The sequence below is a fragment of the Lacinutrix venerupis genome (assembly GCF_003663945.1).
In the GTDB taxonomy this organism is placed as follows: Bacteria; Bacteroidota; Bacteroidia; order Flavobacteriales; family Flavobacteriaceae; genus Lacinutrix; species Lacinutrix venerupis.
Window position 1 is genome coordinate 99,114 of sequence record NZ_RCCH01000004.1, and the last position, 26,383, is coordinate 125,496.

The following is a 26,383-nucleotide window of genomic DNA, read 5'->3' on the forward strand; positions in this document are numbered from 1 at the left end:
CAAATAAAAGCGTAACAATACTAAATGATAAAAACTATAATATTCGATTTCGGAGACGTATTTATTAATCTTGATAAAGAAGGTGCCATGTTAAATGCTTTAGAGTTATTTGAATTAGAAGAACTTTCTGAAGAATTAATAGCCATAAACACACTATACGAGCAAGGCTTAATTTCTACTGCTGAATTTATAGAGTTTTACACTCAAAACTTTCCTAAACTATCTAAAAAAGAAATTATTGAAGCTTGGAATTACATTTTATGCGACTTTCCTCCTAAACGATTAGATTTTATAAAACAATTAGCTAAAGACAACAAGTATAATCTTATTCTACTTAGTAATACAAACGAACTTCATATTAATTGCATAAAAGAGAATGTTCCTTTTTATGAAGAATTTAAATCTGCTTTTAATGTTTTTTATTTATCACATGAAATAAATTTAAGAAAACCCAATACCAATATTTTTGAATTTGTATTAAAAGAAAACAATTTAAAAGCCGAAGACTGCCTTTTTATAGACGATACAATAGAGAATACTCAAGCTGCAGCTAAACTTGGTATTCATGTATGGAATAACAACCCAAAAATTGAAGATATAATCGATTTGTTTACCATAAAAAACAACTTATTTTGATATATCTAATTATTAGCATATTAGCCTCTACACTTGTTTTTGTTCTATTTAAATTACTTTCTAAATACAAAATAAACACACTTCAAACAATTATAGTTAATTATTTTGTTGCATTTACAATTGGTATTACAAGCGCTACAGAAACTATAACATTAACCTCAATAATTAATAAACAATGGTTTTATGGTGCAGTTTTTTTAGGCTTTTTATTTATTACAATGTTTAATGTAGTGGCTTTAACAGCTCAAAAAAATGGGCTTTCGGTTGCTTCGGTTGCTAGTAAAATGAGTGTTGTTATACCAATTGCCTTTGGCATATATGCATACAACGAGAATTTAAGTCCTCAAAAACTATTAGGCATTTCGCTAGCATTAATTGCTGTTTATTTAACTTCTATTAAGGTAAAAACTAGCACAGTTAAACTAAAAAATGTATGGCTACCAGTAATTTTATTTATTGGTTCTGGAATTATAGATACCACTTTAAAATATATTGAAACAACCTATGTTTCTGCAATAGAAACTCACTTGTTTTCGGCTATTATCTTTGCTATTGCTGGTTTAATAGGAATTACTATTCTTTCCGCGAAAGCGATAAAAGGTGCATTAAAAATAGATTTTCGTAGCATATATTCTGGATTAATTTTAGGCATTATAAATTATTACTCTATTTATATGCTTTTAAAAGCTTTACAAATAGACCAATTTGAAAGTTCTATAATTTTTACTCTTAACAATGTTGCTATTGTTATGATATCTACACTAGTTGGCCTCAGTTTTTTTAAAGAAAAGTTAAGTTTAAAAAACTGGTTTGGCATTGCATTAGCAATAGTATCTATTATATTAGTAACATTAGCATAATTATTATGGCAGATAATAAAAGTGATATATACAAAACAATTTTAAAACCTTCTAAAGAAGTACTTTTTAAAGACAAGAACTCTAAGTTTTTTTGTTATGCATTTCCTGTTAAAACTGAAGAAGACATTAAAAGCCACCTTGAAAACTTACAAGAGCAACATCAAAAAGCAGGACATTTTTGCTACGCCTACCAAATTGGAACCGAAAACATTGTTTACCGCGCAAACGACGACGGAGAGCCAAACAATAGTGCTGGAATGCCTATATATGGTCAAATACAATCATTCAATGTAACTAATATACTAATAGTAGTTGTTCGTTATTTTGGTGGTGTAAAACTAGGTGTTGGAGGATTAATAAACGCTTATAAAACGGGAGCTCAATTAGCTTTAGAAGCATCAAATATTAAAGAACTTACAATAAACATTGAATTTGTTATAAGTTTTGAATACGAATTAATGAATAAAGTAATGCGTATTATTAAAGAAAAAAACTTAAATATTACCAACCAAAAACTAGAATTAGACTGCGAAGTAACTATTTCTGTTAGGAAAAAAGATGCAAAAGCTATTTATAATATTTTCGACTCTATATATAAAGTATCAATTAAAAAGGTCTAATATTAAAATTATTCACTTAAAGCTTTTAAAAAATATTCTGGAGGTCTTGTAGGTTTATTTGTCTTTAAATCAACAAATACTAAAACCACATTTGCCGTTGAAAGAATTTGACCAAAATCATTCAGTATTTCATACTCAAATTCAACCTTAACAGAAGGCTTATTTTTAAGTGTTGTTTTAACAGTAATTACATCATCATATTTAATAGATTTCTTATATTTTACACTTAAAGACACAACCGGAAGACCAATACCACTTTCCTCCATTTTTTTATAAGAAATTCCTAATTTCCTTAACCATTCAATTCTTGCAATTTCTAGATATAATGCGTAATTTCCGTGATGAACAACACCCATTTGATCGGTTTCTGCATATCTAACTCTTATATCAATTTTATCAGTTTTCATTCTATAATTGTGATATTTTTTTTGTAGTTTCGTTTACGATATCAGTATGAGGAAAAAAAACTAAATATTCAATAGTAAATGATTTTTTTTTTAAGTTTTTTGTTCACATATTTGCCAAGCACAAAACAGACGGCCAATGTCCCAATATTTCGTCTGTAAATCAACTAACTTAAAAATATAAAAAATTAACATGAGTATAACTGCGCAATCGGTCTGGAATAACTGTCTTAATTTTATAAAGGACAATATCCAACCTCAAGCCTACAAAACTTGGTTCGAACCAATCGTTGCAGTAAAGCTTACAGATAATGCTTTAAGTGTACAAGTACCTAGTAAATTCTTTTACGAGTGGCTTGAAGAGCATTACGTTAAAATTTTAAAAGTAGCACTTACAAAAGAATTAGGAGAAACTGCCAAGCTTGTTTACATTATAAAAATGGAAAACACTTATGGTAACAAGCAACCATTTACAGAGCGCATTCCAAGTTCTAATCGTTCTTCAGTAAAAGCTCAAGATGTAGATGTGCCTTTAAAAAATAAGGATAGAGAATTACGTAATCCATTTGTAATACCTGGAATTCGTAATGTAAAAATTGAATCTCAACTTAACCCAAATTATAATTTTGATAATTTTTTAGAAGGTGACTCTAACCGTTTAGCACGAAGTGCTGGTTTAGCTGTATCGGCAAAACCAGGAGGAACATCTTTTAATCCATTATTAATTTTTGGAGGTGTTGGTTTAGGAAAAACACATTTAGCACACGCTATAGGTGTAGATATTAAAGATAAATATCCAGAAAAAACAGTTTTATATATTTCTGCTGAAAAATTTACACAACAATATATTGACTCTGTTAAGAAAAATAATAGAAATGATTTTATTCATTTTTACCAATTAATAGATGTTCTAATAATTGATGATGTACAATTTTTATCTGGAAAATCTGGAACACAAGATGTTTTCTTTCATATTTTTAACCATTTACACCAAAACGGAAAGCAAGTTATTTTAACAAGTGACAAAGCGCCGGTAGATATGCAAGATATAGAGCAACGCTTATTATCTCGTTTTAAATGGGGATTAAGCGCAGAACTACAAACACCAGATTTTGAAACACGTGTTTCTATACTTAAAAACAAATTATATCGAGATGGTGTGGAAATGCCAGATGATATTATAGAGTACGTTGCTAAAAATATTAAATCTAATATTCGAGAATTAGAAGGTGCCATTATTTCTTTAATTGCACAATCATCTTTCAACAAAAAAGAGATTAATATAGAACTAGCCAAACAAGTAGTAGAAAAGTTTGTAAAAAATACTAAACGTGAGGTTTCTATAGATTATATACAAAAAGTTGTATCCGATTATTTTCAAATGGATGTTGATACGCTTCAGTCTAAAACAAGAAAGCGCCATATTGTTCAAGCTAGACAATTAGCTATGTTTTTTGCAAAGAAATTAACAAAAGCATCTTTAGCAAGTATTGGCTCTCAAATTGGAAAACGTGACCACGCTACCGTTTTACATGCTTGTAAAACAGTTGACAACTTATCTTCTACAGATAAGCAATTTAGAAAGTATGTTGAAGACTTGACAAAAAAGCTGTCGGTCTAAAAAAAAATCAGAATTATGATTAAAATTTTAATGGTTTGCCTCGGAAACATCTGTCGCTCACCACTGGCTCACGGTATATTAGAATCAAAATTAAATACAGAAAATTTTAAAATAGATTCTGCAGGAACAAGCAATTACCATATAGGAAGTTTACCAGATAAACGCTCTATTGCTGTTGCTAAAAAAAACGGCTTAGATATTACTAACCAAAGAGGAAGACAGTTTAAAGTTGAAGATTTTGAAAACTTCGACTTTATTTACGCTATGGATAAATCTAACTTTTCCAACATAGTAAAAATGGCTAGAAACCCTAAAGATATTGCTAAAGTAAAGCTTATTTTAAACGAAAGTCATCCTAATAAAGATTTAGAAGTTCCAGACCCATATTATGGTGGCGATTCTGGTTTCGACGACGTATATAATATGTTAGACGAAGCATGTAATGTAATAGCTACTAGGTTAAAACAACAATAAATTAAATGAACGAATCTTACGGAAAACTTTATCTAATTCCTACAACCTTAGGAGACACAGATCCATTACAGGTTTTACCTATAACTGTAAAAAATACAATTGAGCACGTTGATATTTTTATTGTTGAAAATGAAAAAACCGCAAGACGAGACATTAAAAAAATATGTCCATCTAAAATACAATCTAGCCTAACATTATTTGCATTAAACAAATACACCGAAATAGAAGAACTCCCAACTTTTTTAGAACCATGTAAAAAAGGGTTAAATATTGGATTACTATCTGAAGCTGGTTGTCCAGGTGTTGCAGATCCTGGTGCAGATATTGTAAAACTTGCACACGAAAATAATATACAAGTAGTGCCATTAGTTGGTCCATCGTCAATATTAATGGCAATGATGAGTTCTGGAATGAATGGTCAAAGTTTTGCTTTTAATGGCTATTTGCCAATAGATAAGCACGAAAGAAAGCAAGAAATAAAACGCTTAGAGCGTTTATCTTTCGAGCAAAATCAATCACAATTATTTATTGAAACTCCATATAGAAATAATAAATTTCTTGAAGACTTGTGTAATACATTAAATGGCAACACAAATATCTGCGTAGCTTGCGATATTACTTTACCTTCAGAATTTATAAAAACAATGTCGGCAAACAACTGGAAAAAAAATAACGTTGACCTCCATAAAAGACCAACGTTATTTATAATTCATAAAAGTTAAATAACTTATTAATTAAGCATTAACAGATACTTTAGCTTTTTTATTTGCTTTAATTTTTGATGTATCATAACCATGAAAACGTTTCATGTAATACTTAATAGAAGTTCCATAAGCATCTTCAAAACCATTAGAGCCATAGCTTCTTAGGTATTTTTTTACTCCACCTGGACCAGCAAGATGTGCTGCTGCTAAAATACCAGATTCTGTAACCTCAATTCCATTAATTTTTTTACCAACAAAACGTTTTATATCTTTTCTTAATACCCATTTGTTACGCTCTGCATTTGCTATAAATGCTTTTTCTTGTAATTCTGGAGTATTTAAAAAGAGTTGAGTATCATTAATACCTATAAGCTTTAAAGTACTTCTTCCAAATTGATATTTACCTAAATAACCTAAAGTGTTAACTCTAAAATAATCGTTTTGAGATTCTTTAAAACCTAATTGCTCTTTAAAACCGTTGAACGATTTTCCTAATTTTGGAGAGAATTGATTTTTAAATGAAACATTGGCATTTTTATTTTGCTCAATTGAATTACTTAATGCTATATCTTCTGTGTTATTTTTAACCAGTATAGCATAATCTTTAGTATAAGATTTGTTTGAAAGCGATACTACAATTAAAATACATATTGTAAACGCTAATAAAACTAACTTTGCAATATTTTTTTTATTCATAACCATTTGATTTTTTAAAGCAGCTATTAAACAATAAGCATGCCTAAAATTTCGAGTGCAAATGTACAACCTTTTTTTTAATACTGAAAATCAATCGTTTAAGTGCTTTAAAAGTAGATAGGATGGAGCTTTACGCTATTTTTATCGGTAAACTCCACAGTTGGAAATGGTATTTTTATAGTATTAAAAACGCTAAAAAACGTCTTTAATAGTTCAGAATTAGTTTTAATTTTTGTCAAATCGACATCTAAACTTATGTAAAATTGTCTCTTTCTATTTTGATTGATAAGATTATTATCTACTATAAGAGTTTTATCTCCAGACAACATACCTTCTCCTCCATAACCTATAGCTAGGTTTAACCATTTTGGTATTTTAGTATCTGGCAAAAAAGAATGAAGATTTGCAGATAACCAATACGTTTGTCCATTATAATCTTTTAATGCTTCTTCTAAAAAGCCATTTCCAAGTTTATCTGGTCTTTGTGAAGCATACTTAGTTCTATGAAAAGAATATTTCATAACAATACGTTGCTCTTTCCATAAGAGTTCTTGACCAATATACAATCCGGTTCCGGCTGTATTTGCAGTAAAGTCTCCCCAACTAAATCCCCACTCACTAGAAAAACCATCTAAAATTTCTACAGCAGTAAGAAAAGAAAAGCCTAAAGTTGCACCATATAAAAGTTGATCTTTTTTTCTAACACCACTCCATTTTAATGTTTTTGCTCCAAAACTACCAAGTTGATAAGCAGAGAAAACGTGACCTAACTTATCCATTTGAAGCCACTCACTATTATCGTTTATTGTATGAAATTTTGAACGTTCGTAATCTGAATACCAAAGTTGATTTAAACCTAAAAGTGTTAAACCGCCAACAGTAGCTTCTGAAATTACTACTGCATTTCTTCGTTTTGTATTTAAAGTATCACTAGGTTTAAAAAAAATATTTTGTTGTGCTACTAAGCTAAATAAGAAATTAAAGAAAAAAAGAAAGAGTAGAAAACGTTTCACTTTTATCTATTAACACCTTGTTTATTTATCCACGCTACATACTCACGCTTGTTTACGTTATGTTGTGATAGAGTTTTAGCAAATTTATGATAACCAAAGTTATTTACATTAGCTACAAAATAATAATAATCATGCTTTTCTGGGTTTAGAACAGCATCTATTGCTGAAACATCTGGCATAAAAATTGGGCCTGGAGGTATACTTGCGTATTTGTAAGTATTATATTTAGAGTCTATTTCTAAATCTTTATAAAGTACTCTTTTTATAACTTGTTTAAAATCTCCCGATTGTTTTTTAACAGCATAAATTACTGTAGGATCTGCTTGTAAAGGCATTCCTTTTTTTATTCTATTTAAATATACTCCAGCAACTCTAGGACGCTCATCTACTTTTGCAGTTTCTTTGTGTACAATTGCCGCTATAGACATGACTTCGTTAGTAGATAAGTTAAGTGCTTTTCTTTTTTTGGTTCTAGATGGATTCCAAAATCTATGGTATTCTTTTAGCATTTTATCTCTAAAACTCTCTGCAGAAGTATTCCAGTAAACTTCGTAACTATTAGGTATGTACATTCCTAAAACAGTTTCGGTTGTAAATCCGTTTTTCTTTAAAAATTCAGGATGCGTCATTGCATTTAATAAAGACAAACTATCTGCTTCTATTTGAAAAGCTATACGGCCAGCTAAATCTTCAATACGTTCTTGATTATTAAAGGCTATTTTAAGTGGTATATTATTACTTCTTATAGAATTAATAATATCATTATTACTCATATCTTTTTTTATAACAAAACGACCTGATTTAATATTAGTAGTATATTTTTTTTGCTCTGCAAGTGCATCAAAACCATCAATATCTTTTAACAAAGGTTCTAATTGCTCCCTAACTTCTGAGTAAGTTGCATTGGTTGGAACAAAAATATAAGCTTCTTTATTATTAAAAGCTGTATTAGGTTTTAACATTGCTCCGTAAATAAAATAAGCAAAATAAGCTGCTATTGCTAAGCCAATAATAGCAATGGCTGTGATAATTTTTTTAATGTACATTATTAATAAGTTGGTATAAATATTCGTTTTTATAGTGTCCGTTATGGAAATTCCAGTCCTTTTTTAATCCTACTTTTTCAAAACCTTCATTTTCAAAAAGTGCAATACTTGCTATGTTACTTTCAGAAATATTACAATATAGTTGATGCAAATCTAAGTGCATAAAACAGTATTTTACTAATAGAGAAAGTGCTTCTTTTCCATAACCTTTACCTCTATTATTAGTCTTATGAATTAAAATTCCAATACCTGCGCGTTGGTTTTTTACATCAAAATCGAATACGTCTATTAAACCAATTTCTACATTATTATAATCTGAAATTAATAAACGTAATTGTTTTACTTCGTATATATCTTTGTGAGCATGTTCTAAATACTCTTTAATTAAAAATCTTGAATAAGGTGTTATAGTACTACTTAATTCCCAAATAGACTCGTCGTTTTCAATAGTATGAATAAATTCTAAATCTTCTGGCTCTAAAGCGCGTAAATATATATGTTCGCCTTTTAATGTTACCATTCTATTTCGCCTTTAAAAACCAATGTTGCAGGACCTTGAAGCCAAATATCTTTATAACCTTTTTCAGTTTTTTCAAAAGATACTTTAAGCGTTCCTCCTTCTACATTTAAGGTTACTACTTCGGTATTAGTTTTTTCTAAGGTATGCATTGCTAAAGCAACTGCTGTTACTCCAGTTCCGCAAGATAAAGTTTCATCTTCTACACCTCTTTCGTAAGTTCTTACTGAAAAAGTTTCAGAATCTATTTGCTTAACAAAATTTACATTAGTACCTACTTTATTATAAGGCGCACCATATCTAATTTTTGCTCCTTCATTTTTAACATTATATTCTTTTATATTTTCTACTAATGTTACATGATGTGGAGATCCTGTATTTAAAAACACATAATCTTTAAATACTTCTACATCGTCTACATCTTTCATTTTAAGTTTAACAAAGCCATTATCTATTGTTGCTTCGTGTAAACCATCTATAGCATTAAATGTTGTTTTATCTTTAAAAATGTTTAATTTATTAGCAAAAGCAACAATACATCTGCCTCCGTTTCCGCACATTGTACTTTCGTTTCCATCTGCATTAAAGTAAACCATTTTAAAATCTGCATCTTCATCATTCTCTAGCAATATTAAGCCATCTGCACCAATACCAAAGCGTCTATTACATAAATGCGCTATTAATTTGGTATTATTTTTGTTAAATAATTCCTTTCGATTATCAATAAAAACGAAGTCATTTCCTGTACCTTGATATTTGAAAAAGGTGTGTGTCATTAAGTAAAATTTAGAGGAACAAATATAGTGTATTGAAAATTTATTTTTGATGTTAATCTCTCGTTAAAGTTGATTTTATTGAGCAATAAAAAAATTAATTTTATAGTTATACTAATAAATCTTAACTAAGATTCCTTACTAAAAGGAAATAAAAAAATTTTATATGAAAAAAATAGCAACACTGGTTTTAGTTTCGGTATTAGGAGGTGCAATTACTCTTGGAACATATAAAACCTTTCTTGAAGAAGAACAAACAATTGCACAACAAGAAGAAAAAGTTCAACCTTTTTTTCAACCTGTAAATTATACTGCATCAAATAGTAATTTAGGAGCCATAGAAGGTATTAATTTTACAAATGCAGCAGAAAAAACGTTAGATGCTGTAGTGCATGTAAAAAATATTACTATAACAACTGCGCAGCCATCTATGCGAGATTTAATGTTAGGTCGTGTACCTCAGCGTAAACAATTAGGTACTGGTAGTGGTGTAATTATTTCTCCAGATGGTTATATTATTACTAACAACCATGTTATTGATTCTTCTGAAAAACTAAGCGTTACCTTAAACGATAACAGAACTTTAGAAGCGACTATTGTTGGTACAGATCCAAAAACAGATATTGCATTATTAAAGGTTGAAAGTGATGAAGCTTTACCTTATACAACTTTTGGTGATAGCGATACTGCTAAAATTGGAGAATGGGTATTAGCTGTTGGTAATCCTTTTAATTTAACATCTACGGTAACTGCAGGAATTATAAGTGCTAAATCTAGAGATTTATCTGGAGAAAGTAGTCAATCTTTTATACAAACAGATGCTGCCGTAAATCCTGGAAATTCTGGAGGAGCACTAGTAAATATTAATGGAGAACTTATTGGTATTAACACTGCTATTACGTCTCAAACAGGTTCTTATATAGGCTACTCTTTTGCTGTGCCAAGTAATATAGCAAAGAAAGTGGTACAAGATATAATGGAATTTGGTAACGTACAAAATGGTATTTTAGGTGTTCGTGGTGGCTCTTTAAATAGTAGTGCTGCCGAAAAACTTGGAGTTGGTGAAACAGAAGGTTTTTATGTAGATGATGTAGATGAAGATACTGGTGCAGATGCTGCAGGATTAAAAAGTGGAGATATTATTAAAAAGGTTGATAATATTGAAATTAGAAAATTTTCGGACTTAAGAGGTTATTTAGATACTAAAAGACCTAACGATAAAGTAACAGTATATTATTTACGTAATGGTGTACAACAACAAGCAGAAGTAACTTTATTAAAAAATAACACTTTAACAATACCTAATATTGGTATTATAAAAGATGCTAAGCCTAAAGACTTAAGAAAGTATAAGGTTAAAAAAGGCGTTAAAATAACAGCAATTTCTGGAGGATATGCACAATATTTATCTCAAGAAGGTATTCAAGCTGGAGATATTATAACTAAAGTAAACGGTGTTGAAGTTAACTCGGTTGAAGATGTAAAAGAGATTATAAAAAATAAAGATCCTTATCACCCATTAGCTATTGAGTTAATTAATTCTAATGGACAAAATTTAAAATACGCATTTAGATAAAATTTAAAATTATAAGATTTTTAAAAGCACTTTAGAAAATTCTAAAGTGCTTTTATTTTTTTATTTAAAATCCTTTACGAAAACGTTTGAATTCTATACTTTTGCAAAAAAATTCAGTAAAACTGAAATATAAAAAACAACTCACTAAATACTTAAACGAATGCCAGTTAAAGAAACCTATGAAAACGAACTAGCTTTTCAAGCCGACAGACGTCGTGCTACCGTAGAATTTATTAAAATTGTTAGCGACCTTTGGTACGACAAATCTATAGAGTTGGTTCTTTTTAGAAACCAATTAATAGATAGAAATGTAAGCCAAATTTTAAACCTTCATGAATATGCAGGTGAATTTGTGCAAAAACCAATTTCGGTTTTTGACTCTGTGGAAATTGCACAAGCTATTAAGACATTAGATATTCCGCCAGCAAAATTGGATATTGGTAAATTAACTTACGAGTATCATTTAGAAGAGCAAGAGCATTCAAATGCTATGGCATTTGTTTCTAGCAAATTAAAAAATGCTGATAAAACAGATGATATAACTCCTAAAGATGTTGTATTATATGGTTTTGGACGTATTGGACGTTTAGTTGCCCGAGAATTAATGACTAGAACTGGTAAAGGTAGCCAATTGCGTTTACGTGCTATTGTTACACGTGGTAAAAACGATGCAACTGTATTAGAAAAAAGAGCTTCATTATTACGTAACGATTCTGTTCACGGTGAATTTTCTGGAACTGTTGCTGTAGATTTAGAAAATGAATCTTTAATTATTAATGGTACTACGGTTAGAATTATTTCAGCAAATCAACCAGAAGACATAGATTATACAAAATACGATATTAATAATGCTTTAATTATTGATAACACGGGTGTTTTTAGAGATAAAGAAGCCTTAACACGTTTAAAAAATTCTCCTGGTGCAGACAAGGTTTTACTTACTGCGCCTGGTAAAGGTATTCCAAATATTGTACACGGTGTAAACCATTTAGAAAATGACCCAGATAGTTTAGATATATTTTCTGCTGCTTCTTGTACTACTAACGCTATTACTCCTGTTTTAAAGGCTATTGAAGATACTTTTGGTGTAAAAAGCGGACACTTAGAAACAATACACGCTTATACTAACGACCAGAATTTAGTTGATAATTTTCATAAAAAATACAGACGTGGTCGTGCTGCAGCATTAAACATGGTTATTACAGAAACTGGTGCTGGTGCTGCTGTTTCTAAAGCATTACCAAGTTTTGAAGGGAAACTAACTTCTAACGCTATTCGAGTTCCTGTTCCTAACGGATCTTTGGCTATTTTAAATTTAGAATTAAAATCTAAAGCTAGTGTTGATAGTATGAATGCTACATTAAAAAAATATGCTTTAGAAGGTGATTTAGTAGAACAAATTAAATATGAAATGAGCGACGAGTTAGTTTCTAGTGATATTGTTGGTTGCTCTGCTCCTTCTATTTATGATAGTAAAGCTACTATTGTAAGAAAAGATGGAAAAAATGCAATACTTTATGTTTGGTATGATAACGAATATGGATACAGTCATCAAGTTATTCGTTTAGCTAAACATATTGCTAAAGTAAGACGTTTTACTTACTATTAATAGTAGTATTCTTTATAAAAAAAGCTCAGAATTGTATGTCAATTTTGAGCTTTTTTATTTTTAAACCTTAATTAAATATGTTTTAAAATGGTTTCTATAAAAACGACCTCGTCATAAGGTTTTACTATAATATCGCAAATTGTTGAGTTTTGTATACTTTCTTTCATTTCTTCAATTTCTACTGCAGTTAAAGCTATTACAGGCACATCTGGATTTATTAACCTAATCGCTTCTGTTGCTTCTAAGCCATTCATTTCTGGCATGTTAATATCCATTAAAATAAGTTCAACTGTATTATTTTTAACAAATTCTATTGCCTCAAGTCCTCCATTTGCAACCAATGGTTTTGCTTTATATTTTTCTAGAATTTTTTTAGTTACTATTCTATTTATTCTATTATCATCTACAACTAAAATTGTTTTATTTCTAATAGAAATTTTAGATTCTAATAAATTTTCCTTTATAACTTGGGACGTTTCCGTTGCTATATCGTAAGTTATTTTAAAACTAATTTCTGTTCCTTTCCCTTCTTCACTAATAAGGTTAATTTTAGATTTATGTATCTCTAAAAGTTTTTTAACAATAGGTAAACCTAAGCCTGTGCCTTGGTATCCTTTTGTTCTATTTTCTACTTGAGCAAATTCATTAAAAATTACTTCTTGTTTACTTTTTTCTATACCTATACCAGTATCTTTAATGTTAAAATTAATTGTTACATTATCATCTTTTATAGCTTCAACACCAACATTTACTGTTATTATACCATTCTCGGTGAATTTACAGGCGTTTCCAATAATATTAATTAGTATCTGAGATAATTTCACATCATCGCCTATTAAAATATTAGGTATGTCTTCAGAAATTTTAATATTAAAGGTATTCATGTTTTGCACCTTTAAAAACTCAAAAGACTTCATAATACCAATTAAAAGATCTTTTAGGTTAAAAGCTTTTTTATTTAGCTTATTTTCTTGTTTAGAGTCTAGTTTACTAATTTGTAAAACATCATTTATTAATGATAATAAGTAGTCTGCAGAAAATTTTAAAGACTTAACATCTTCTCTGTGTTTATCTAAAGTTTTATCATCCATTAAAATGGAAGATAAACCTATAATTCCATATAGTGGAGTTCTAAGTTCGTGACTTATATTTGAAAAAAACAAACTTTTTGCAATTGCTAATTCTTCGCTTTTTTCTTTAGCTTTTAAATATTTTATATTTCTTTCTTTTAAGTCTTTAAGTAGCTTTTTTCTTTTAAAATATGAATACAATATAGATAGCATTAAAAGCAATAATCCTACTGTTGCAAAAGATACCCACATTAATTTTGTTTCGTTTCTATTTGCTTCTTGCTCTATTATTTTATTTTTAAGCTCTTTTCTTTCTATATCTTGTTTGTATTGCTCTATATTAAATTTGGCAGTTACAGTTTCTATAGCTTTTATTTTATCTGTATTATATTTTTCTTCTTTATATAAATCTACCTTTTGTTGTAGTTTATACGCAGTTTCAAAATCGCCTAATTTAGCACTTGCAAGAGCATGAAAGCTTGAACTTTTAATTAAACACTCTGTATAATTTATTTTATTAGAAATTTCAATTGCTTTACTTAAGTGTACAATGGCTTCTTTTGGATTATTTTTAAGATATTTTAATCTTCCTAATATTAATTCGTATCCAGCGTGATAAGGTTTAGCTCTAAGTACATCTATGTATTTTCCTGTTTCATTAACATAAAACTCTGACTTATTACTGTTTTTTTTATCTAAATAAATTTCGGAAATATTATAGTTTAATATGAATAAACGTATTGTGTCTTTAGATTGTTTTGCATGAGGCAAAACAAACTTAAAAGATGTTAGAGCTTTATCAATTTTACCTTGATAAAAATAAATATTTCCTAAATCGATACTTGCTCCTAAAAAATTTGCTGAGTCTTTTCTAACTTCTGCTTGTTCTAATTGGTCTTTAATAATTTTAACGGCTGCAATAGTATCATTTAATTGCAAAAAAGTGTTACCTAAAATACTAGAAACTGTATAAACTGCTGTATTATAATTTATAGGTTTTGCTTTTTCTATAATTGCTTTCCCGTCATCTATAGTCTTAACATAATCTTTAGCATAAAAACTATCACGCAAATCTCTAATTAACGAATCTATATCTTTTTGCTCTTGAAGGTTATTATTTTTCTCAACTTTTTCTTGTTGAGATTTGCTATTAGATTGTGCGTTAATTACAGAACAATGAAGAAATAATGCTAGTATAATTAAAACAGTTTTATTCAAGGTTTTTTTAATATAAGTAGGTTATCACTACAATATTAATAAGATAATTTGTAACTAACTAAAATTTAAGCAAGTAAAACATACAATTAATAGAAACTTAAATATTAATTAATTTAAATTGGACTCTTTTCGCTTAAATATTTCCAATACCGTTTAGGTACATGTTGTATATGTAACTTCATATTTTTACGAGATTTAATATTTGTGCTTTTAAAATAGTCTTTCCAGAGTTGTTGAAATTCTAATTCTGAATCTGTAAAATAGGACGCATTTGTTTTTGTGGGATCGAAACTGTTATTAAAGGACAGTTGTATAGTTTCTAATTTTTCTAAATTATAAAATATCCCATAATTACGTTTTAAATCGTAAATCATCCATTTCTGGTCCGCATATCTATTTTTAAAATGTTTGGTGATTAATGGTAATACATTAAAATCTGGCTCAATATTAGCAAAGTAAATATTATCTTTTGTAAGCTTAAATCTTACAAAGGCTTCCATTCTATGTTTTTCTCTACTTACATTTTTAGATAGCTTTGAAATTTCTAATATGTATGGGTTAGAGAAATTAGAAGCTACATTATCTTTACTTTTAAACACATACTTTATTGCCATAAACAATGCGTTTTCTACTGTAGCATTTTCGCTTAGAAAAGCATAATACATTCTGCTTAATTCTATTGGTTTTATTTTCTTTTTTAAACCTAACCAAACACGATCTGCTTTTTCTTTATCTGTAATTATAGTTTCTTTCTCTTCAAAAAATGAATCCTGAAAAAATTGAGATTTAACTATATTTACTTTCTCCAATTTTAAATCGAAGCTTACAAAAATACTGGTTAAAAAACCATCAAAAGAGCCATCGTAAATTAATGCTGTATACATTTTAGCCAAACAAGTTTAATTGGTTTGATAAGGTTTTTGTATACTTACTTTTAGAATTTTGTAATATTAAACCTTTTATTTTTTGGGCAGTTAAATCTCTTCTTTCATACTCGTTAGAAGCACAAATAATAAAATATTTAGCTCTATTTAAGGCCACACCAATTGCTTTTAAATGTTCCCAATTTAACTTACCGTAACGCCTAGCATTTATTATTTTATAAACAGATTTCATGCCTAATCCTGGAATTCTGGCAAGCATTCGTTTTTCTGCTTTATTTACATCTATAGGAAATTCGTGAAGATTACGTAAGGCCCAACCTAGTTTTGGGTCTATATCTAAATCTAAACTTTTATGGTCGTTATTTAATATCTCTTCTATATTAAAACCATAGAATCTCAATAACCAATCGGTTTGATACAGTCTATTCTCTCTAAGCATTGGCACTGGTGTTCCTATTTGTGGCAATCGATTATCATAACTTATTGGTACATAGCCAGAATAATAAACACGTTTAAGATTGAAGTTTTTATAAAAATAATTAGAGGTGTACATTATCTCCATATCATTTTCACCACTTGCACCAACAATCATTTGTGTACTTTGTCCTGCTGGTGCATATTTTGGAGTACTTTTTATTATTTTCTTTTCAGATTTATATTGAATTATTTCATTTTTTACCTTTTTCATTGGTTTTAAAAAATCGGCTCTATTTTTATCTGGAGCTAATAATTTTAAACCTTTTTCTGTAGGAATTTCAATATTTACACTTAATCTATCTGCATATAAACCAGCTTCACGCATAAGCTCATCACTAGCACCTGGTATAGATTTTAAATGTATGTAGCCATTAAAATTTTCTTCTAATCTTAATTTTTTAGCAACTGCAACTAAACGCTCCATAGTATAATCGGCGTTTTTAAATATACCCGAGCTTAAAAATAAGCCTTCAATGTAATTACGCCTATAAAAATTTATAGTTAAATCTACTACTTCCTGAACCTTGAACGCTGCACGTTTTATATCGTTACTTTTTCTGGTAACACAATATGCACAATCAAAAATACAATGGTTGGTTAATAATATTTTTAAGAGTGAAACACATCTTCCATCTTCGGTATATGTATGGCAAATTCCAGATGCAGATGCATCTCCTAAACCTTTATTTTTGTTAGTTCTATTGCTTCCGCTAGAAGAGCAGGACACATCGTATTTAGCGGCATCTGCAAGGATATTAAGTTTTTCTTGTACACGTTCAAAAGACATAAATAATTTTGATTTTTAACCTTTTAAAATTAATAAGTAGCGACTTAAAATTTTAATGATTTTGAAATTATTATTAACACATTTGAAACCGATTTTATTTAAATTTAATAAGAATGTTAAAATTACTTTCATATTAAGTTAAATCATTTTTTAATTGGATTATAAATTATAATTTAAAGGAAAGACAAAATTTTACAAACCATATTTATTTTAATGACAAATAACACATACCCAAAATCCACGATTCCTGAATCTATAAAAAATGAAGTTATAATTGCTATGGATTATTATCCAGAGTTACAAAATACTCCTATAAATTTTGAATTTAAAAAGAATATAAAGAAGTCTACCATGCAAGCACAACCTTCTTTTGCTAGTTTTTTTAAATCTAAAGGTCACCGTTCTTACAATATTTACATTAGTGAAACAGTAAAAATTTCTGGAGAAACCTATTTTACCAAAAACATGCCTAAAGATGTTTTAATTGGTTGGATTGGTCATGAATTAGGACACATAATGGATTATAGAAATAGAAGTAATTTAAATTTGATTTGGTTTGGTATAAAGTATTTATTATCTGATAAACACATAGTTGAAGCCGAACGCTCTGCCGATACTTTTGCCATAAAATCTGGTATGGAAAAGTACATTTTAAAAACAAAGGACTTTATTTTAAATCAAGCTAATATTGATGAAAAATATATTGCCCGAATTAAAAAGTATTATTTATCTCCAGAAGAGATTATGGAAATAATTAACCAAAGAGATTTAGAACTTTCTAAGTCTTAAATTAGTTAGCAAAAGCTTCCCATTCTTTAAACTTATCCTCTCCCATAACACGTTCCATTTTAACCTGTCCGCCTTTTTTCTTGTTGGCACCACTCCAGTCTGCAAAAACTTCTGGTTTTACAACACTTACCTTTACGCCTTCTAAAGCTTTACTTCTTGCTACTTTATAATTTTTATTTGCGTTTTTAAGGTAACCGTCTAAAGCTTCAACTATTTTAGTATTATCTTGATTTAAACTTTCTGAACCTAAATACCAACTGTGATAAAAACCATCATCAAAACGTTTTGCACAAAGTGTATACTCTGGAATTGTAGTTTCAAATTCTTCTTCAAGATATCTTATAGCATCATCTAGTTTATTTACAGATAATTGTGAACCAACTGTGTTTAAAAAGAATTTTGTTCTACCTGTTATTTTAATTTCGGCTTTTTCTACATCTGTAAACTCTATTGTATCACCAATTAAATAGCGCCATGCACCACTTACCGTTGTAATAATTAAAACATAATCTTGATCTAATTCTACATCTTTTAATGTTACACTAGGTGCATTATCTTTTAAAGAGCCATCTTGGTTTATATAATCTGGTTTAAACGGAACAAACTCAAAATAAATACCGCCATTTGTTACTAATTGCATAGCTGTAGTTTCTGGTCTTGCTTGAAATGCTAAAAAACCTTCGGAAGCCAAATAAGTATCTATAACTGTAACAGGTTTTCCTAATAATGCATTAAAACTTTTTTTATACGGGCCAAAAGCAACGCCTCCAGAAGTATATACTTGTAGGTTTGGCCAAATATCATGTATGTTTTCTAAATTGTGATAATCTATAACTTTTTTTAGCATAAGTTCCATCCACGATGGTATACCACTTAATGCACCAATATCCCATTGCTTAGCGCGTTTTGCAATTGTTTCAACACGTTTGTCCCAATCATCTATTTTAGCAATATCTTCTCCTGGTTTGTAAAAGCCTTTAAACCACGATGGAATATTACTTGCTGTAATACCACTAATTTCACCTTCTAAATGGTCTTCTTTTTCTATTAAATCTGTAGAACTACCTAACATCATGGCTTCTTTAGTAAAAAACTCTGCTGGTAAATCAAAATTACTAAGCGCTGTTACTTGATCTATTCCTGCCTGTTTTATAGCACTCAACATCGCATCTGTAACTGGAATTCTTTTACTAGTTTTTCCTGTAGTTCCAGAACTTAACGCAAAATAATTAGGTGTTCCGGGCCAGGTTACATTTTCTTCTCCATCATGTAATTTACTCCACCATTGTTCATTAATTTTATTATAATCGAAATAAGGAATGGTTTGAGAAAATGCTTTCGTTATATTTCTAGATTCTAAAATATTTTGAAAATTATAGTAGTTACCAAACTGCGTATCTTTTGCAGTTTCTAATAAATTTTTTAATACTTTTTCTTGTGCTTCAATTGGATTAACCGAAGGTGTTAAAGCATCTTTTAAATTTATGGCTCCTTTAATTATGTTTCCTATAATTTCCATGTTCAATTAAGTTTTAACTGTAAACTATAAAAATAGAAAGTATGCTATTAATTTTTACACTAATTACATTAACATTAACAATTTAAATACTTTAAAATTTGACATAAAAAAAAAAACACGATATTAATCGTGTTTTTTTATAGTTAAAATTTCTTGTTATCTAGAGTAATTAGGTGCTTCTTTTGTAATGGTTACATCGTGTGGATGACTTTCGTTAATTCCTGATGCTGTTATTTTTACAAACCTTCCTGTTTCTTTTAAAGTTTCAACATCTTTAGCACCACAATATCCCATTCCTGCTCTTAAACCTCCAATAAATTGATGGATACTTTCGTACAACTCTCCTTTATATGGTACACGACCTACAATACCTTCTGGTACTAATTTTTTAATATCGTCTTCAACATCTTGGAAATAACGGTCTTTACTTCCTTTTTTCATGGCTTCTACAGAACCCATTCCGCGGTAAGATTTAAACTTTCTTCCTTCGTAAATTATAGTTTCACCTGGAGACTCTTTTGTTCCTGCTAATAGAGAACCTAACATTACCGTATCTGCTCCTGCTGCTATTGCTTTTGGGATGTCTCCAGTATAACGTATTCCTCCATCTGCAATTACTGGTACTCCAGAACCTTTTATGGCATTTGCTACTTCTAAAACTGCTGAAAATTGAGGAAAACCAACTCCTGCAACTACACGCGTTGTACAAATAGAACCTGGACCAATACCAACTTTTACAGCGTCTGCACCTGCTTCTACTAAATATTTAGCAGCTTCGGCTGTAGCTATATTTCCTACAACAACTTCTAATTTTGGAAATTTAGATTTTACTTCTTTTAAAACAGAAACCACACCTTTTGTATGTCCATGAGCTGTATCTATAATTATAGCATCTACGCCTGCATTTACTAAAGCTTCTGCTCTTTCTACAGCATCACCAGTTACGCCAATTGCTGCAGCAACTCTTAATCTACCGTAAGTATCTTTATTTGCTATAGGCTTTTGAGTTACTTTAGTGATATCTCTAAATGTAATTAAACCAACAAGTTTATCTTCTTTTACAATTAGAAGCTTTTCAATTTTATTTTCTTGAAGAATTTTTTCTGCATCTTTAAGGCTTGTACCTTCGGCAGCTGTAATAAGATTTTCGCTCGTCATTACCTCTACAATTGGTCTATTGTTTTGGTGTTCGAAACGTAAATCTCTATTGGTTACAATACCTTTTAAGTTTCCATCATTATCTACAATTGGAATTCCGCCAATACTATGCTCTCTCATAGCATTTTTAGCATCGGCCACAACAGCTGTTAATGGTAAAGTAACAGGATCTATAATCATACCACTTTCTGCACGTTTTACTTTACGAACTTTTGTTGCCTGCTGCTCAATCGTCATGTTTTTATGTAGCACACCTATTCCTCCTTCACGAGCCATAGCAATTGCCATTCTACTTTCTGTAACCGTATCCATAGCTGCAGAAACTATAGGAACGTTAATTGTAATGTTACGTGTAAATTTTGTTTGAATATTAACTTCTCGTGGAAGAACTTCAGAAAAAGCTGGAACTAATAGAACGTCGTCATAAGTTAAACCTTCGCCAACTATTTTGTTTTCGTGTGCTGTCATTGCAATTGGAATTTAATTGCAAACAAAGATAACTATTAAGCTTTAATAATCTAATAAAAAAAACAGTAAACTATTAAGCTTACTGTTTTATATAATTTTTTTTTTTTTTAAGCTGTAGCATTTTGTGGTGCCCAATGTGAGCATAACATACCTGGTGTTGCTTTTTGTGGATTTGCACATGTTGGACCTTGGTATCTTGCACAAGTATCACAATTAGGATCGTTTTTTAAAGCTGCTTTCATTTCAAAACTATCACAGGTGTAACTTGTACTTACTTTAACACCATGAACTTTACAGTTTTCGTTTTCTAATAAATTATCACAATTAATACAACTATTTCCTATTCTTATAGACATAACTTTTCTTTTTTATAATTAATAATATTTAAAATTATGTAATAATGTGTTTAGAACAAATTTAAATAACTGTATTTCAACTATATGTATTTAGACTGTGTTAAAATAAGGCTTAGTTTAATTATATTTTTATTTGAAGTGTAGTATAAAAATTACGGTTTGCAGATGGTATAATTCCTGGTCCAGGATAACCCGTCGCGCGTCTTGTAAAATAAGCATTATCTAACACATTATTAACTCCTGCTTCTAACTTAAAACGCTTGTATTTGTAAGAAACAGAAACGTCTAATACATCGTAACTTGGTATGGTACCAACAATACTATTTAAATTATCGCCTCCAGGATCGTTACCAGCATCTGTAAATTGAGAAGACAAGTACGTATATTGAATGTTTGATAAAAAATTACCGTAACCAAACTGTAGTCCTGTTTTTATATTTACATCTGGAATAAACTCTACCTTATTTCCAACACGAACATCACTACTTGTATTATCGAAATTAGTAGAGGTATATTCTGAAGTCACAAACGAAGAATTAATAAAATAATTAGCGCTAAACTTATTATTTAAATTAAATAGTTTTTTAAGGTTAAAATCTATTAAAGATTCTACACCAAATATTCTAGCATCACCAACATTTACTCGCAATTTACCTACGTTATTTACTGGCGGAATTGTTGCGTCTATTAAACCAATTCTATCATTATAAAATAAGCCAAAAATATTAGCATCGTAAGATACAAATTGGTTAATATTACCTCTAACACCTAAATCTAAAGTAAAACCAGACTCGTCATCTAAATCTGGATCGACAGCGTTAGACGGATTTACAATATTAATATCACCAAAAGTTATCGAGCGGTAATTTTGTGAAGCATTACCGTAGAACTCTAAAGCTTTTGAAGCCTTGTAGCTTAAGCCTAAACCTAAGAGTACAAAAGAACGTTCGTTTTCAATATCTTGGAACTCTACTCCTGCATCTATTGGGTTTCCTGCGCCATCAAAATTAAATGTTTGTCTAGAACCTATACTTTCGGTTTTAATAAATTCAAAACGTGCGCCTGGCGTTACAGAAAATTTATCTGTAACATAAAATATATTTTCGCCAAATACTGCAATATTTAAGTTTGGATTATCGTATGCAGATTGTGTTGGGTAAAATGGGAACTCGTTTATTGCAGAATCAAAATTTGGGTCTGCACCATCGCTTCCTGGTCCTTGAGAATAGCTATTATCGGCTTTATAAAACTTACCTCCAATTAAAAATGTAGCGTCTTTATTAAACACATTATACTTAGAAAGTAATCGTGTTTCAAAACCATAGTTATTAAAATCACTACTTATTAAATCTCTTGCTCCTCCAGGATCTTCTATATCTGTACGCCTGTTTCTAAACCCTAATGCCGTTCTATTAGCATCAAGACCAAAAGCATTAAATGTAAAGTTTGTGTTCTCTGAAAATTTATGAGATAATTTTAAATTATATAGCAACCAATCCACTTGAAACCAATTTCGTGCTCTGTTACTTTGGTATGGATCTTCTTCAAACTGGCTATCGTTTAAACCTCCTGCTTGTTTAGCTAAATATCTTAAATAAGTAACTTCTCCTGTTAGTTTAGTTTTCTCATTAAATTGATAACCAATATGTGCAAATGCATTTTTAGATTCAAAGTTTGAGTTATCTCTAAAACCATCACCTTTTTTATAATTGAAAAATGAATAGTAACTCAACTTGTCTTTAGTACCACTTACGCTTGTAAAATTAGTGTACAAACCATTACTACCAATCGTGTTTCTTGTTATTAACTCAAAAGGTTTTGTTGCATTAGGTTCTTTCATTTTAAAATTAACCAAACCACCAAATTGCGTTCCATATTGTAAAGATGCAGCACCACGAATAATTTGCACTTCTTTTAAACCTTCGGCAGCTGGTGTATAATAACTTTCTGGATAGCCTAAAACATCTGCACTAATATCGTAACCATTTTGTCTGGTATTAAAACTTGCTGTACGGTTTGGATCTAAACCACGACCACCAATATTTAACTGTAAACCTGCATCGTCGTTTTGATAAATGTTTAAACCAGAAACTTGACTATAAATTTGTCTTGCGTTGTTAGACGCTAAACTTGCCATAGATTGTTCTACTAAAACAACTTCGGTTTTTTTACCTGCATAAATTGCTGTTCCTTCAACATCTTTTAAGCGTTTTAGAGCAAACACTTTTGCTTCTCTAGAAGATATTTCTACTTCAGATAGTGTTTCGGCTAAAGGCACTAACTTAACGTCAATGGTACTGTTACCTGTTACTGCTTGCTCTACAACCTCGTAATTGTAAGAGAAAAATACAATGGTAATATTTTGCTTTTCGATTTCAAATTCAAAAAAACCAGAGGCATTTGTTCTGGTTAACAATCCTGCATCCTTATCGTAAACCTCAACGTTTACAATAGGTTGGTTGCTAGAAGCATCTGTAATTGTTCCTGAAATTTTGTTTTGAGCAATGGCTATACTTGCTATTAAAAAACAAATGAAAAATAATTTATAATCCTTTAATATCATCGTTAAATGGTAAAATCCAAGCTTTGGGTTTAAATGTTTCTTTTTCGGCGTACAAATTTACGGTTTCATCTACAAATGGCGCACTTAATCTTCCGTTTAATGCAACATAACTTTTAGCATATACTTCTACGTGTTCATGACCTTGTTTTTTAAAATGGTCGCCAAGAAAATGTGCATATTCTAAAATAAAATCTGGCTGAAAACTCATTTGCTTTTCTTGTAATGGTGTTAAAAAATCATCGTTTTGTACGTAAAAAAATCCTTTTGTTTTTCCGTTTACAATTTTAAATGTGGTGCTTCCCATTTTCTCCATTAACATCACACGCCATGAAAACCTATAACCTTCTTCGGTCCAAAATAATTCGCCTGGATATAGCAAATAGCGAAAAGGAATGAGTAATTGCAAAACAAAAAACAGAGTAATAACTGGTAACACTAGTGTTTTTCTTTTTACTATAAACACTTCTTTTATTTGTATCGCTTTCGCGGAAGGAATTCGTAATCCTTTTTTAATAACGCTTATTATTTTATTATGAAAGTTAGCATCAAAGAAAATGAGCGCACTAACAATCATGACATACGGAAACATCCCGATTGGGAATAATACTCTTGTAAATACATGAAATATAACAACCAATACAAAAGCGAAACCGCGTGTTTTTTTATAAAGCAGTAAAAACGGAATGCATAAATCGTACAACATACCAGACCAACTCATAGCAAAGTGAAACCAATTTTGGTGCATTAAACTTTCGCCTATAAACGGAATATCATACTTAGATGGTAACCATGTTTTTAATGGTTGTGCTTTTAATAACCAATCGCTATTAATTTTAGCTAATCCAGCGTAAAAATAGACAATACCTAATAGCAGTTTAACACTATCTATTGTCCATCGTGGTATGTTTTTATATTGAATTTTATTACGGTAAGCATCTATAGAGAAATATGCATTTGCTGGTAAAAAAATCATGAGGAAGCTTAAAACGCTTATAAAATAGTAATGGTTTAAATACGTAGTTTTCTCCATTAATTCTATATAAGTAAAGCTTAAAAAGAAGGCAATAATAGCTAGTCTATATTTAAAACCAAGCGCCACTAAAAGCGAAGCGATGCCGCAGATAATAAATAAAACATAGGTATAATTACCTAACGTTTTTACCCACTCGAAACCGTAGTATTTAAAATGAAATTGCGGTTGTATGTAAACAGTTTCTATCCAACCTTTTGCCCAATAACGAATAATACTGTACAACATCATTAAACCAAAACCTATACGAAATACAGCTAAAGGTGCGGCATTTGTAGTTGCGTTTAGGTATGATTTAATTTTGCTATTCATAATGCAAAAAAAAGGTTGCCCGTTTAAATAGACAACCTTTTTATTAAATTTATTTTAATGTTAATCACCATCATTATCTTCAAATGCAATAGATATATTAAAAACTGAAATCATATCAGATTTTAGTGATACTACAGCTAGTTGTATAGCATCGTAAGCTTCAGTCATTTTTGTATTATCTGTTTCTATTTGAGATTTAAAATTTGCGTTTAATGCTTCAATTTTAGTTCTTGCTGCATCAAAACGGTTGTTTATAACTTCGGCTAAATCATTTCTATCTAAAGCTATTAAATAGTTTTTATAGCTTTCTCCTTCAGCATCGCTATTAATTGCTTTACCATTAAAAACATCTTGCACTGAATTTAGTGCTTCTAATAATAATGTTTTAGAGTCTTCTTCTTTATGTAAAGCTTCTATTTTAGATGGTAATGCCGTGCTAGAAAAAACACCTGCTGGAATACCTACCTTATCTGCTCTAAGGCGTTTTTCGTAATAATAAACATAGGCATTTAAGGTTTGGTTTACTGCTCCAGATGCTACGTTAGCTGTGTTTGTAATGTAGTTATCTCTGTAACCTGAAGTCCAATCTGTTAAAACAGTATTGGTTAGTGTTTGCATTCTATCTATTAAATCTGAAAGGTAAGTACTATAATTAGTATTAGATAAAGTCGTTAAAATAGCGGCATCGTTATCTGCAACACCATATAACATATAATCTACTGCAGGAAAACCAACAGCATCGTTATTATTTACGCTTGATAAATCGTAGTTACCATTGGCAATATTGTTTTCAATATCTGTAGTATTGGTTGGGTAGATATTCATTTGTTCTTCAAACAAAATCTCTTCTGCTTTACCAATTTGAAACATTTGCACTCTTTGAAACGATTGGTAAGCGTTAAACCAATGGGTTCTTAAGGTTTCTAAATTTGTTTGATTTACATTGGCTACAAATGTATTTTTAGAGTCTACTAAAGTACTTAACTCTGCACTTAAATTTTGATAGCCAGGAATAATAATGTTATCGGCAATGTTTGTAAGCATTGCTGTTCTATTGTAAGTGTCATTGGTAACGCTTCCTGAGTTAGAATCGTCTGAACTTGAACAAGCAAAAATTGCAGCTGCTATTAGTACTACTATTAATATTCTTTTAAACATATTATTCTTTTATTTAATTTGCAAAAATAATAAATAGCAGCTTCC

General features: G+C 29.9%; 24 protein-coding genes. 9 read left to right on the forward strand and 15 right to left on the reverse strand.

Annotated elements, in window-relative coordinates:
- Nucleotides 1–24: 24 nt before the first annotated feature.
- From CLV86_RS06995 to CLV86_RS07005, 3 genes are read left to right on the forward strand one after another with little or no spacing between them, the layout of a single operon-like run.
- On the forward strand, nt 25–636 hold the full coding sequence (locus CLV86_RS06995; RefSeq protein ID WP_121051163.1) for an HAD family hydrolase: 612 nt from the start codon (nt 25–27) through the stop codon (nt 634–636).
- Nucleotides 633–1,496 (forward strand): EamA/RhaT family transporter, encoded by an 864-nt coding sequence (locus tag CLV86_RS07000; protein ID WP_121051165.1) that lies wholly within the window; start codon nt 633–635, stop codon nt 1,494–1,496. The genes CLV86_RS06995 and CLV86_RS07000 overlap by 4 nt, the downstream gene beginning before the upstream one ends.
- A gap of 5 nt (nt 1,497–1,501) precedes the next feature.
- Nucleotides 1,502–2,116: an IMPACT family protein gene (locus CLV86_RS07005; protein WP_121051167.1), complete on the forward strand. Its 615-nt coding sequence runs from the start codon at nt 1,502–1,504 to the stop codon at nt 2,114–2,116.
- Between the two features lie 8 nt (nt 2,117–2,124).
- On the opposite strand, the gene CLV86_RS07010 is transcribed toward CLV86_RS07005, so the two are convergent.
- On the reverse strand, nt 2,125–2,523 hold the full coding sequence (locus CLV86_RS07010) for an acyl-CoA thioesterase (RefSeq protein WP_121051169.1): 399 nt from the start codon (nt 2,521–2,523) through the stop codon (nt 2,125–2,127).
- 190 nt (nt 2,524–2,713) lie between these two features.
- On the opposite strand from CLV86_RS07010, the gene dnaA reads away from it, so the two are divergent.
- The 3 genes from dnaA to CLV86_RS07025 are packed head-to-tail and all read left to right on the forward strand — an operon-like array spanning nt 2,714 to nt 5,337.
- Entirely contained in the window at nt 2,714–4,141 is a 1,428-nt protein-coding gene (gene dnaA / locus CLV86_RS07015) for a chromosomal replication initiator protein DnaA (RefSeq protein ID WP_076733570.1), read from the forward strand.
- Between the two features lie 15 nt (nt 4,142–4,156).
- Nucleotides 4,157–4,615, forward strand: a complete 459-nt coding sequence (locus tag CLV86_RS07020) for a low molecular weight protein-tyrosine-phosphatase (protein ID WP_121051171.1) — start codon at nt 4,157–4,159, stop codon at nt 4,613–4,615.
- Between the two features lie 5 nt (nt 4,616–4,620).
- Entirely contained in the window at nt 4,621–5,337 is a 717-nt protein-coding gene (locus CLV86_RS07025; RefSeq protein WP_121051173.1) for an SAM-dependent methyltransferase, read from the forward strand.
- A gap of 12 nt (nt 5,338–5,349) precedes the next feature.
- Here CLV86_RS07025 and CLV86_RS07030 read toward each other — a convergent pair whose 3' ends face one another.
- From CLV86_RS07030 to dapF, 5 genes are all read right to left on the reverse strand, one after another.
- On the reverse strand, nt 5,350–6,015 hold the full coding sequence (locus tag CLV86_RS07030) for a peptidoglycan-binding protein LysM (protein ID WP_076734411.1): 666 nt from the start codon (nt 6,013–6,015) through the stop codon (nt 5,350–5,352).
- A 107-nt stretch (nt 6,016–6,122) separates the two neighbouring features.
- Nucleotides 6,123–7,028 carry a DUF2279 domain-containing protein gene (locus CLV86_RS07035; protein WP_249037461.1) on the reverse strand — a complete coding sequence of 302 codons (906 nt, stop codon included), beginning with the start codon at nt 7,026–7,028 and terminating at the stop codon, nt 6,123–6,125.
- Nucleotides 7,029–7,030: 2 nt separating this feature from the next.
- Entirely contained in the window at nt 7,031–8,074 is a 1,044-nt protein-coding gene (gene mltG, locus CLV86_RS07040) for an endolytic transglycosylase MltG (protein WP_121051177.1), read from the reverse strand.
- Nucleotides 8,064–8,594 carry a GNAT family N-acetyltransferase gene (locus CLV86_RS07045; protein WP_121051179.1) on the reverse strand — a complete coding sequence of 177 codons (531 nt, stop codon included), beginning with the start codon at nt 8,592–8,594 and terminating at the stop codon, nt 8,064–8,066. The genes mltG and CLV86_RS07045 overlap by 11 nt, the downstream gene beginning before the upstream one ends.
- A complete protein-coding gene (gene dapF, locus CLV86_RS07050; protein ID WP_121051181.1) occupies nt 8,588–9,367 on the reverse strand; it encodes a diaminopimelate epimerase in 780 nt (259 codons plus the stop codon). The genes CLV86_RS07045 and dapF overlap by 7 nt, the downstream gene beginning before the upstream one ends.
- Nucleotides 9,368–9,530: 163 nt before the next feature.
- Between dapF and CLV86_RS07055 the strand changes: the two genes are divergently transcribed.
- Both CLV86_RS07055 and CLV86_RS07060 read left to right on the forward strand, forming a co-directional pair.
- Nucleotides 9,531–10,940 carry a trypsin-like peptidase domain-containing protein gene (locus CLV86_RS07055; RefSeq protein ID WP_076733577.1) on the forward strand — a complete coding sequence of 470 codons (1,410 nt, stop codon included), beginning with the start codon at nt 9,531–9,533 and terminating at the stop codon, nt 10,938–10,940.
- 160 nt (nt 10,941–11,100) lie between these two features.
- Complete coding sequence (locus CLV86_RS07060) at nt 11,101–12,549, forward strand: glyceraldehyde-3-phosphate dehydrogenase (RefSeq protein WP_076733578.1); 1,449 nt, start codon at nt 11,101–11,103, stop codon at nt 12,547–12,549.
- A gap of 71 nt (nt 12,550–12,620) precedes the next feature.
- On the opposite strand, the gene CLV86_RS07065 is transcribed toward CLV86_RS07060, so the two are convergent.
- The 3 genes from CLV86_RS07065 to CLV86_RS07075 form a co-directional block, all read right to left on the reverse strand.
- Nucleotides 12,621–14,837 (reverse strand): ATP-binding response regulator, encoded by a 2,217-nt coding sequence (locus CLV86_RS07065; RefSeq protein ID WP_121051183.1) that lies wholly within the window; start codon nt 14,835–14,837, stop codon nt 12,621–12,623.
- A gap of 113 nt (nt 14,838–14,950) precedes the next feature.
- Nucleotides 14,951–15,721, reverse strand: a complete 771-nt coding sequence (locus CLV86_RS07070) for a TIGR03915 family putative DNA repair protein (RefSeq protein ID WP_121051185.1) — start codon at nt 15,719–15,721, stop codon at nt 14,951–14,953.
- Between the two features lies 1 nt (nt 15,722).
- A complete protein-coding gene (locus CLV86_RS07075) occupies nt 15,723–16,985 on the reverse strand; it encodes a putative DNA modification/repair radical SAM protein (protein ID WP_076733581.1) in 1,263 nt (420 codons plus the stop codon).
- A 213-nt stretch (nt 16,986–17,198) separates the two neighbouring features.
- Here CLV86_RS07075 and CLV86_RS07080 point away from each other — a divergent pair, with 213 nt between their 5' ends.
- Nucleotides 17,199–17,774 carry a hypothetical protein gene (locus tag CLV86_RS07080; protein ID WP_076733582.1) on the forward strand — a complete coding sequence of 192 codons (576 nt, stop codon included), beginning with the start codon at nt 17,199–17,201 and terminating at the stop codon, nt 17,772–17,774.
- A 1-nt stretch (nt 17,775) separates the two neighbouring features.
- Here CLV86_RS07080 and CLV86_RS07085 read toward each other — a convergent pair whose 3' ends face one another.
- From CLV86_RS07085 to CLV86_RS07110, 6 genes are all read right to left on the reverse strand, one after another.
- On the reverse strand, nt 17,776–19,293 hold the full coding sequence (locus tag CLV86_RS07085) for a GH3 family acyl-acid amido synthetase (protein ID WP_121051189.1): 1,518 nt from the start codon (nt 19,291–19,293) through the stop codon (nt 17,776–17,778).
- 156 nt (nt 19,294–19,449) lie between these two features.
- Entirely contained in the window at nt 19,450–20,919 is a 1,470-nt protein-coding gene (guaB, locus tag CLV86_RS07090) for an IMP dehydrogenase (protein WP_076733584.1), read from the reverse strand.
- Nucleotides 20,920–21,026: 107 nt separating this feature from the next.
- A complete protein-coding gene (locus CLV86_RS07095; RefSeq protein WP_121051191.1) occupies nt 21,027–21,275 on the reverse strand; it encodes a hypothetical protein in 249 nt (82 codons plus the stop codon).
- Between the two features lie 121 nt (nt 21,276–21,396).
- Nucleotides 21,397–23,838 (reverse strand): TonB-dependent receptor domain-containing protein, encoded by a 2,442-nt coding sequence (locus CLV86_RS07100; RefSeq protein ID WP_211330595.1) that lies wholly within the window; start codon nt 23,836–23,838, stop codon nt 21,397–21,399.
- Complete coding sequence (locus CLV86_RS07105; RefSeq protein ID WP_121051193.1) at nt 23,819–25,180, reverse strand: HTTM domain-containing protein; 1,362 nt, start codon at nt 25,178–25,180, stop codon at nt 23,819–23,821. The genes CLV86_RS07100 and CLV86_RS07105 overlap by 20 nt, the downstream gene beginning before the upstream one ends.
- 60 nt (nt 25,181–25,240) lie before the next feature.
- A complete protein-coding gene (locus CLV86_RS07110; RefSeq protein WP_121051195.1) occupies nt 25,241–26,338 on the reverse strand; it encodes an imelysin family protein in 1,098 nt (365 codons plus the stop codon).
- Nucleotides 26,339–26,383: the final 45 nt, after the last annotated feature.